This window comes from Lentzea sp. NPDC060358 (assembly GCF_042725365.1).
Classification (GTDB): domain Bacteria; phylum Actinomycetota; class Actinomycetes; order Mycobacteriales; family Pseudonocardiaceae; genus Lentzea.
Window position 1 is genome coordinate 1 of record NZ_JBHXCW010000305.1, and the last position, 8,021, is coordinate 8,021.

Sequence of the window (8,021 nt, forward strand, 5' to 3'; positions counted from 1 at the left end):
CATCTCCTCCGGGCGCAGCGGCGGTTCGGCCGCCGCCGAGTCCAGGCGCGCCAGCAGCAGCAGGTCGTCGAGCAGCACGCTCATCCGCGCGGCCTCCGACCGCAGCTTCTCCAGGTGCTTCTCGCGTTCGCCCGGCTCGTTCGCCGCCGCGTACTTGAACAGGTCCGCGTAGCCGCGCAGTGACGTCAGCGGGGTGCGCAGCTCGTGCGAGGCGTCGGCGATGAACCGGCGCAGGCGCTGCTCCGCCGCCGTGCGGGCGGCGAGCGACGAGTCGATGTGCGCGAGCATCTTGTTGAACGCCTCGCGCAGCTCCTCCACCTCGACGCCGCCGCCGTTGCCGTCCACGCGCACGGTGAGGTCGGCGGAGTCGGTCAGGTCGTGCGACGAGATGTCGTGCGCGGTGTCGGCCATGTCCGACAGCGGCCTCATGCCCTTGCGGATCAGCGCCTGGCCACCCACCACCAGCGCGACCAGGGCGGCCAGGAACGCGACCACGCCGACCGTCACGAGCTGCGAGATCGTGCCGTCCCTGTCCTGCATCGGGGCCGCGCTGACCAGGATGTACTCGTCCTTCACGACCTGGCAGGCGCGCAGCCGGAACTTGCCCTCGCCGCGCAGGTACTCGGTCTGGAACCCGTCGGTGTCCAGCGCCTTCTTCGCGAGGGCGTCGAACTCCTCGCGGTCCTGCGGTTGCTGCTCGCCCGGCAGGGCCCTCGCCTCGCCGTCCTCGATCTTGTAGACGACGGCGAACCAGTCCGGCGGCAGCTTGGTGACCTTGCCGTAGAAGGCGATCTCCTTCACCGCGCTCGTCTGGCTGATCACCATCTGGTCGTCGAGACGGCGGTCGAGGAACGTCTGCATCGACGCCACCATGACCCAGCCGACGATCACGAACACGGTCAGCGCGAGCGCGCCGAGACCGAGGGCGAGGCGGGTGCCGAGCCTCCACTCGCGCACGGGTGTGATCACGGTTCTCATTCTGCTGCTCTGCGGAGCACGTACCCCACTCCGCGCACGGTGTGGATCAACGGTTCGCGGCCGTCGTCGAGCTTGCGGCGCAGGTGGGAGATGACGAGCTCGACCACGTTGGAACGGCCGCCGAAGTCGTACTCCCACACGTGGTCGAGGATCTGGGCCTTCGTCAGCACGGCCGGCGAGCGCCGCATCAGGTACCGGAGCAGCTCGTACTCGGTCGGCGTGAGCGTCACGAGCTTGCCGCCGCGGCGGACCTCGCGGGTGTCCTCGTCCATCACGAGGTCGGAGACCTTGAGCACCGACCGCTTCCACGACGGGCCCGTCGACCGGCGCAGGACGGCCCGCAGCCGGGCCATCAGCTCCTCGACCGAGAACGGTTTGACGAGGTAGTCGTCACCGCCGCGGGTGAGGCCCGCCACGCGGTCCGCGGTGCCGTCGCGGGCGGTCAGGAAGACCACCGGGACCATCGCGCCGGCCGACCGGAGGCGGTCGAGGACGGTGAACCCGTCCAGGTCGGGCAGCATGAGGTCGAGGACGACGATGTCCGGGTGGAACTCGGCGGCCTCTCTCAGGGCCTCTTCGCCGTTGAGCGCGGTCGCGGCCTGCCAGCCCTCGTAGCGGGCGACCGTCGCGACCAGGTCAGCGATGTGCGGCTCGTCGTCGACGACGAGCAGTCGAACCGAATTCCCCTTGTCCACGTGCTCATGGTGCGCCACCCGGCAGCGCCCCCGCCGGATCGACAGGAAGTCGACAGCCCGCCCAAAGCGGGTGCACAGCTCGGGCGCTGAGGATCGAGATCGACTGCCCGCCGCCGCCCGACCGAGGAGCCCGCCGTGACGACCACCCTGCAGCACCCCGTGCGACCGGCTCCGGCCGGGCGCGCGACGCCGCACAAGGTGCTGGCCAAAGCCGGCCTCTACGTGTTCCTCCTGGCCAACGCGGCGTTCGCGACCTACCTGTTCAACGCGGCGGGCGTGGGGTCGAACAAGCTGGTCAACTTCGGCAGGCTGACCGGTCTCTACGGCGCGCTCGCGATGGCGTTCCAGCTGCTCCTGGTCGCCCGGCTGCCGTGGTTCGACCGCCGGCTCGGCATGGACAGGCTGACGGTCTGGCACCGCTGGACCGGCTTCACGATCTTCTGGATGCTGATCGGCCACCTCGTCTTCATCGCGTTCGGCAACGCGGGCGACTCCGGGCCGGTCGCCGAGATCGTCCGGCAGGCGACCGAGCTGGAGGGCATCCTCCGCGCGCTGGTGGCGTGGACGATCATCATGGTCGTCGGCGTGGTCTCCGCCCGCTTCGCGCGGCGCAAGATGGCCTACGAGACGTGGCACTTCATCCACCTCTACACCTACGTCGCGATCTTCCTGGCCTTCACGCACCAGGTCGCCGTGGGCAGCACGTTCCGCAACTCCGCCCTCGCCACCGCCTACTGGTGGGGCCTCTGGACGGTCGCCCTCGGCTCCGTCCTCGTCGGACGCGTGGGCCTGCCGCTGTGGCGCAACTGGCGCCACCAGTTCCGGGTCGCCGCCGTCGTGCCCGAGGCGCACAACGTCGTCTCGGTCTACATCGAGGGCAGGGACCTCGACCGGCTGCCCGCGAAGGCCGGCCAGTTCTTCCTGTGGCGGTTCGTGACCAAGGACCGCTGGTGGCAGGCCAACCCGTTCTCGCTGTCCGCCGCGCCGAACGGCAAGTACCTGCGGCTCACCGCGAAGGCGCTGGGCACCGGCAGTGCCGACGTCCGCAACGTGAAGGTCGGCACCCGCGTGTTCGCCGAGGGCCCGTACGGCGCCTTCACGACCATGCACCAGACCAAGCCGAACGCGCTCCTCGTCGCCGGTGGTGTCGGCGTCACGCCGATCCGCGCGCTGCTGGAGGAGATCCAGGGCCACGTCGTGGTGCTGTACCGGGTCACCGATCCGCGGGAAGCCGTGCTGCTGCGCGAGATCGAGGGTCTCGTGCGGGCCAAGGGCGCGGTGCTGCGGCTGGTCACCGGCTCCTCGAAGACCATCACCCCGAACGGCCCGCTGCTCGGGCCGGAGAACCTCGTCGCGCTCGTCCACGACGTGCAGGACCGCGACGTCTTCATCTGCGGGCCCAACGGCATGACCGACGCCGTGGTGAAGAGCCTCGACGAGCTCGGGGTGCCGGCGAACCAGGTCCACGCCGAGCGCTTCGCGCTGGCCAACTGAGAGGTCTGACGACGTGAAGAGGGCAATCCCCGTTCTGGCGCTGAGCGTCGCCGGCCTGGTGCCGGTGTGGCTGTACTCGCCGGCCGCCGGCCACGAGGGCGAGATCAGCGAGATCGCCGCGCCGGAAGCACCGCAGCAGCAACAGTCCGCGGCTCCGCAGACGACGTCGGCCGCCCCGAAGACCACCGGGTCCGCGGCCGCACCGAAGACGACCCAGCCCCAGCAGACCCAGCCCCAGCAGCAGGCCCAGACGCGCAGCGTGTCCGGGCCCGCGGTGAACACGTCCGAGGGCACCGTGCAGGTGCAGGTGACGTTCCAGGGCACCAAGATCACCGACGTGAAGGCGTTGCGCGCCCCCAACTCCAACCCGACCCGCATGGCGCTGCCGCTGCTGAAGCAGTCGGCCCTGAAGGCGCAGAGCGCGGACATCGACACGGTGTCCGGCGCGACCGCGACCTCCGAGGGCTACAAGGCGTCGTTGCAGGCCGCCATCGACGGGGCGAAGTAGCCGTGGCCGTGCGGCGCGTCGAACACGTCATGGGGCTGCCGATCTCGGTGGACCTGCGCGACGGCGACGCCGCACTGGCCGAGCGCGCGTTCGCCTGGTTGCGCGAGGCCGACGAGCGGTTCTCGCCGTTCAAGCCGGACAGCGAGGTCTCGCGGCTGGACCGGGGCGAGGTGCGCGAGGAGGAGCTCACGCCGGACCTCGTCGAGGTGCTGTCGTTGTGCGACTGGTACGAGGAGTCGACCGGTGGCGCCTTCACGGCACGGGTGCCCGGCCGCGGCCTCGACCCGTGCGCGGTGGTGAAGGGCTGGGCCGTGCAGCGCGCCGCGGACCTGCTGCGCGAGGGCGGCGCCTCGGTCTTCTGCCTCAACGCGGGCGGCGACGTCGTGACGGCGGGCGAACCCGAGCCCGGAAAGCCCTGGCGCGTCGGGGTTCGGCACCCCGATCTCGCCGACCAGCTGGCCGTCGTGCTCGGCGTGCGCGACGGAGCCGTTGCCACGTCGGCGTTGTACGAGCGCGGGCAGCACATCCTCGACGGCCGCACCGGCCGCCCGGTGACGGGGTTGCTCTCGGTCACGGTCTTCTGCGCCGACCTCGCCATCGCGGACACCACCGCCACGGCGGCGTTCGCGCTGGGCAGGGACGGGATCGAGTGGGCGGCGGCGCAGGAGGACTGCGCGGTCTTCATCGTCGACGAAGATCGCCGGGTGCACTCGAGCCCTGGACTTCCGGTACACATCTGTTAACATGTTCGGCCAACGGAGCTTCGACTCCGGGGCACGTTTTCGTTGATCGAGAGCTGGATCGGAGCTCGCGCTCGGGGCAAGACCCGGCCTGCTGTCGACCAACACCACGTGCGGAACGGCCCGCGGTGAGCGAATTCGGGAGCGCTCACCGCGGGCCGTTCCCGTGTGGACGGTCGGCTTCTCGACGAACTCGCCGCCGGCTGCGGAGCAGCGGCCAACCACTCAGGCGTAGCGGTCCTCGTTGAAGTCCATGCCCACCGCGGACATGCCCAGGTCGCGGCCCATCGCGTCCAGCACGTCGACCATCTCCAGGCCGTTCAGCCAGTCGCGCGGCAGCGCCTCCGCCCCGTGCAGGGCCCCGAGGACGTTGCCGGTCAGCGCGGCTGTCGCGTCGCTGCCGCCCGAGTGGTTGGCGGCGGCGCGCATCGCGTCCACGAACTGGGCCGGCTTCGGGTGCGTCAGCACGGTGTAGACCGCTATCGCCAGCGCCTCCGGGCCCGTCCAGCCGCTGCCGAGCCGGTCGACACGCACCGACGCCGAGCCGTCGTGCTCCTCGGCCAGCACCACGGCGCGCGTCAGCACGGTCGCGGTGTAGGTGTCGTCGCGCAGCACCCGGCCGATGACCTGGTCGATCGCCTCGCGGATCGGCCTGCCCTTCACGGCCAGCAGGTGCACCAGCAGCGACAGCGCGCCGCCGGACACCCAGCCGCCCGTGCCGCCGTGGGTCAGCGCGGCGAAGCGGCAGCCCAGGTCGTAGGCGATGGCCGCGGACGGGGCGAAGCCCGCCGGTGCGGTGCGCGTGACGCCGTTGCAGCCCGACGACTCGTTGTGCGGGTTCTCCGGTGTGGACGGTGTCTCCGCGGCCAGGGCGCGCAGGCACGTCAGGCCCGGTGAGCGGCTCTCGTAGAGGCGTTCGTCCGCCAGCAGGCCCGTCGCGCCGTGTTCGGGCGCCGGTTGCTGCTGGGTGACGAGCCAGCGCCGGTAGCTGTGCCACACCATCTCCGACGGCCGCCACTCACCGGTCCGCTTGCCGCGGACGTAGGCGCGCAGGTACCCGTCGGCGGTGAACAGCGTGAGCTGGGTGTCGTCGGTGAACAGGGCGGGCTTCGGCGGGGCCAGGACACCGTCCGGGCCGTGTTCGCGCTGGATGTCGGCCCAGCCCAGGTACTGCACGGGCGCACCGAGCGCATCACCGAGAGCGCCGCCGAGGAGGCACCCGGCGCCGCGGTCAACCACGGAGTTCCGATCTCGCGGCACAGGTCAACAGTAGCGAACGGCGGAACTCGAACCGAACTTGTATCTGAGACGGCGAGCCTCCCACCTGTTGAAGTGACGACGTCGGCCCAGGAGAGGGAGGGGCATGCGGAGCAAAACCGGACTCGAGTTCGGCGTGCTCGGTCCGCTCCAGGTGCTCGCGGACGGCCGGCTCGTGCCGCTGGGCCGCCGCGGGATGCGCGGACTGCTCGCCATGCTGGTCGTCGAGGCGAACCGGCCCGTGTCGATCGACCAGATCGTGGACGCGCTGTGGACGGACGCGCCTCCGGCCACGGCGCGGACGATCGTGCACGGGTACGTGTCGCGGTTGCGCAAGTTGCTGGAGGAGTCGGACCCGGCGGGGTCGGCCGTGATCCGCACCACTCCGACCGGCTACCAGCTCACCGTCGACCCGTGGCGTCTCGACCTGCACCGCGCCCGGCAGCTCGTGGCGTCCTCCCGCGGCAAGCCCGCCGCCGTCCGGGCCGGCCTGCTGCGCGAGGCCCTGGGGCTGTGGCGCGGGCCGGTGCTCTCCGACGTGCCGGGCGACCCGATGACCTCGGACCTCGAGGAGCTGCGGCTGTCGGCGCTGGAGGAGCGCATCGACGCCGAGCTCGAGCTGGGCCGCCACCTGGAGCTGGTGGGCGAGCTGCGCGGGCTGTGCACCGAGTACCCGTTCCGCGAACGGCTCGTCGCCCACAGCATGCGCGCCCTCTACCGCTCCGGGCAGCGCGCCGACGCCCTGGAGGCCTACCAGCGGTTCCAGCGCCGCGCGGTGGACGAGCTGGGCATCGACCCGGGCCCGCAGCTGCGGCTGCTGCACGAGCAGGTGCTGCGCGACGACCCGGAGCTGAGCGTCGTCGGCCCGGTGGAGTCGCGCCCCGTCGCACCGCGCGCCGGGATCGTCGCGCCGGCGCTGCTGCCCGCGTCCGCGTCCCGGTTGTTCGGCCGCGACGACGACAAGGCGTGGCTGGACACCGTGTGCGCGGCCCGGAACCTGCTCTCGACGACCGTGGCGGTGCTGACCGGCCCGCCCGGCGTCGGCAAGAGCGCCCTGGCGGCCACGTGGGGCCACGAGAACCCCGAGATGTTCCCGCACGGCGTGCTGTTCGCGTCGCTCGGCGACGCCGAGCCGGGCGAGGTGCTGACCCGGTTCCTGGTGGCGCTGGGCGTCCCGGCGGACGGGGTGCCGGTCGCGGTGCAGGACCGCGTCGGGCTGTACCGGTCGCTGCTGCACCGCCGCCGCGTGCTGGTGGTGCTGGACGACGCGACCGCGTTCGAGCAGGTGCAGCCACTGCTGCCGCCGGGGTCCGGCTCGGTGGTGCTGGTGACGTCGCGCAGCAGGATGGAACGGCTCGTCGTCGCGAACAGCGCCCGCGTGCGCAAGCTCGGCCCGCTGGACGACGACGCGGCGCGGGAGCTGGTCGACGACGTGCTGGGCAGGCCGCTGTCGGCCGACGACCCGGCGGCGTCGCGCAAGCTCGCCGAGCTGTGCGGCGGGCTGCCGCTCGCGCTGCGGGTGGCGGCCGCGAAGCTCGTGACCAGTCCGGAGTGGACGGTCGAGGAGCTGGTGGGGGAACTGGCCGACGACGGCCACCGGTTGCGCGGCCTCGACCTGCCGGAGGCGGGGGTGGGGGTGTCGCGGGCGCTCGACCTGTCGACCCGCGACCTGCCCTCCGAGCTCGGCGAGACCTTCCAGTCCGTGGGTCTCGCGCCCGGCCGGTGGATGTCACCGCACGCCGTGGCCGCGCTGACCCGCACCCGCGTCGAGTCGGCCAGGACGCGGCTCTCCCAGCTCGTCGAGGTGAACCTGCTCGTCGAGCCGTGGCCGGACGGGTTCACGATGCACGAGCTGGTGCGCCTGTACGTGCGCGGCGCGGGCCGGCCCGACCGGGACTCGTTGCGGCGACTGGTGAACTACTACCTCGTCGCGTGCGACCACGTTCGCAGGGCCATCCGCCCGGCACGCGACGGTCTCGACTTCGCGTTGGGGGACAACGGTTCCACGGCGGTGCCGGCGTTCGTCGACCCGATCGACTGGTTCGACCAGGAGTGGCCCAACGTCGTCGCGGTCGTGCACGCGTCCGCGGAGGCGGGCCTGCACGACCAGGTGTGGCAGCTCGTGCGGTTGCTGCACTCCTACGCGACCGTGCGCGCCCTCACGGGGGAGTGGGTGGCGCTGGTCGGGTTCGGGCTGGCCGCGGCCGAGGTGACGGGGAGCCGCCTCGGCCAGGTCCTGATGCTCGACACGACCTACACGACGAACGCCCGGCTGGGACGTCCCGTCCTGCTGCCGGACGCCCGCCGTGCGCACCGGCTCGCGACCGAGCTGGGCGAGCGGCAGTACCT

At 72.0% G+C, this 8,021-nt stretch carries 7 protein-coding genes; 4 read left to right on the forward strand and 3 right to left on the reverse strand.

Annotated elements, in window-relative coordinates; translation table 11 throughout:
* A partial coding sequence (locus ACFWGZ_RS37085) for a histidine kinase dimerization/phospho-acceptor domain-containing protein (protein ID WP_382456265.1) occupies nt 1–978 on the reverse strand: 978 nt, incomplete at its 3' end.
* A complete protein-coding gene (locus tag ACFWGZ_RS37090) occupies nt 975–1,673 on the reverse strand; it encodes a response regulator transcription factor (protein WP_330856693.1) in 699 nt (232 codons plus the stop codon). The genes ACFWGZ_RS37090 and ACFWGZ_RS37085, both read right to left, overlap by 4 nt.
* 135 nt (nt 1,674–1,808) lie before the next feature.
* On the opposite strand from ACFWGZ_RS37090, the gene ACFWGZ_RS37095 reads away from it, so the two are divergent.
* From ACFWGZ_RS37095 to ACFWGZ_RS37105, 3 genes are read left to right on the forward strand one after another with little or no spacing between them, the layout of a single operon-like run.
* Nucleotides 1,809–3,167, forward strand: coding sequence for a ferric reductase-like transmembrane domain-containing protein (locus tag ACFWGZ_RS37095; protein WP_382456266.1), 1,359 nt, complete (start codon nt 1,809–1,811; stop codon nt 3,165–3,167).
* Nucleotides 3,168–3,180: 13 nt separating this feature from the next.
* Nucleotides 3,181–3,675, forward strand: coding sequence for an FMN-binding protein (locus ACFWGZ_RS37100; RefSeq protein ID WP_382456267.1), 495 nt, complete (start codon nt 3,181–3,183; stop codon nt 3,673–3,675).
* A gap of 8 nt (nt 3,676–3,683) precedes the next feature.
* Nucleotides 3,684–4,418 carry an FAD:protein FMN transferase gene (locus tag ACFWGZ_RS37105; RefSeq protein ID WP_382456268.1) on the forward strand — a complete coding sequence of 245 codons (735 nt, stop codon included), beginning with the start codon at nt 3,684–3,686 and terminating at the stop codon, nt 4,416–4,418.
* A 222-nt stretch (nt 4,419–4,640) separates the two neighbouring features.
* Here the strand turns inward: ACFWGZ_RS37105 and ACFWGZ_RS37110 are convergent, their stop codons facing one another.
* A complete protein-coding gene (locus tag ACFWGZ_RS37110; protein WP_382456269.1) occupies nt 4,641–5,675 on the reverse strand; it encodes an ADP-ribosylglycohydrolase family protein in 1,035 nt (344 codons plus the stop codon).
* A gap of 103 nt (nt 5,676–5,778) precedes the next feature.
* Between ACFWGZ_RS37110 and ACFWGZ_RS37115 the strand changes: the two genes are divergently transcribed.
* Nucleotides 5,779–8,021: BTAD domain-containing putative transcriptional regulator (locus tag ACFWGZ_RS37115; RefSeq protein WP_382456270.1), on the forward strand; the 2,243-nt coding region annotated here is incomplete at its 3' end.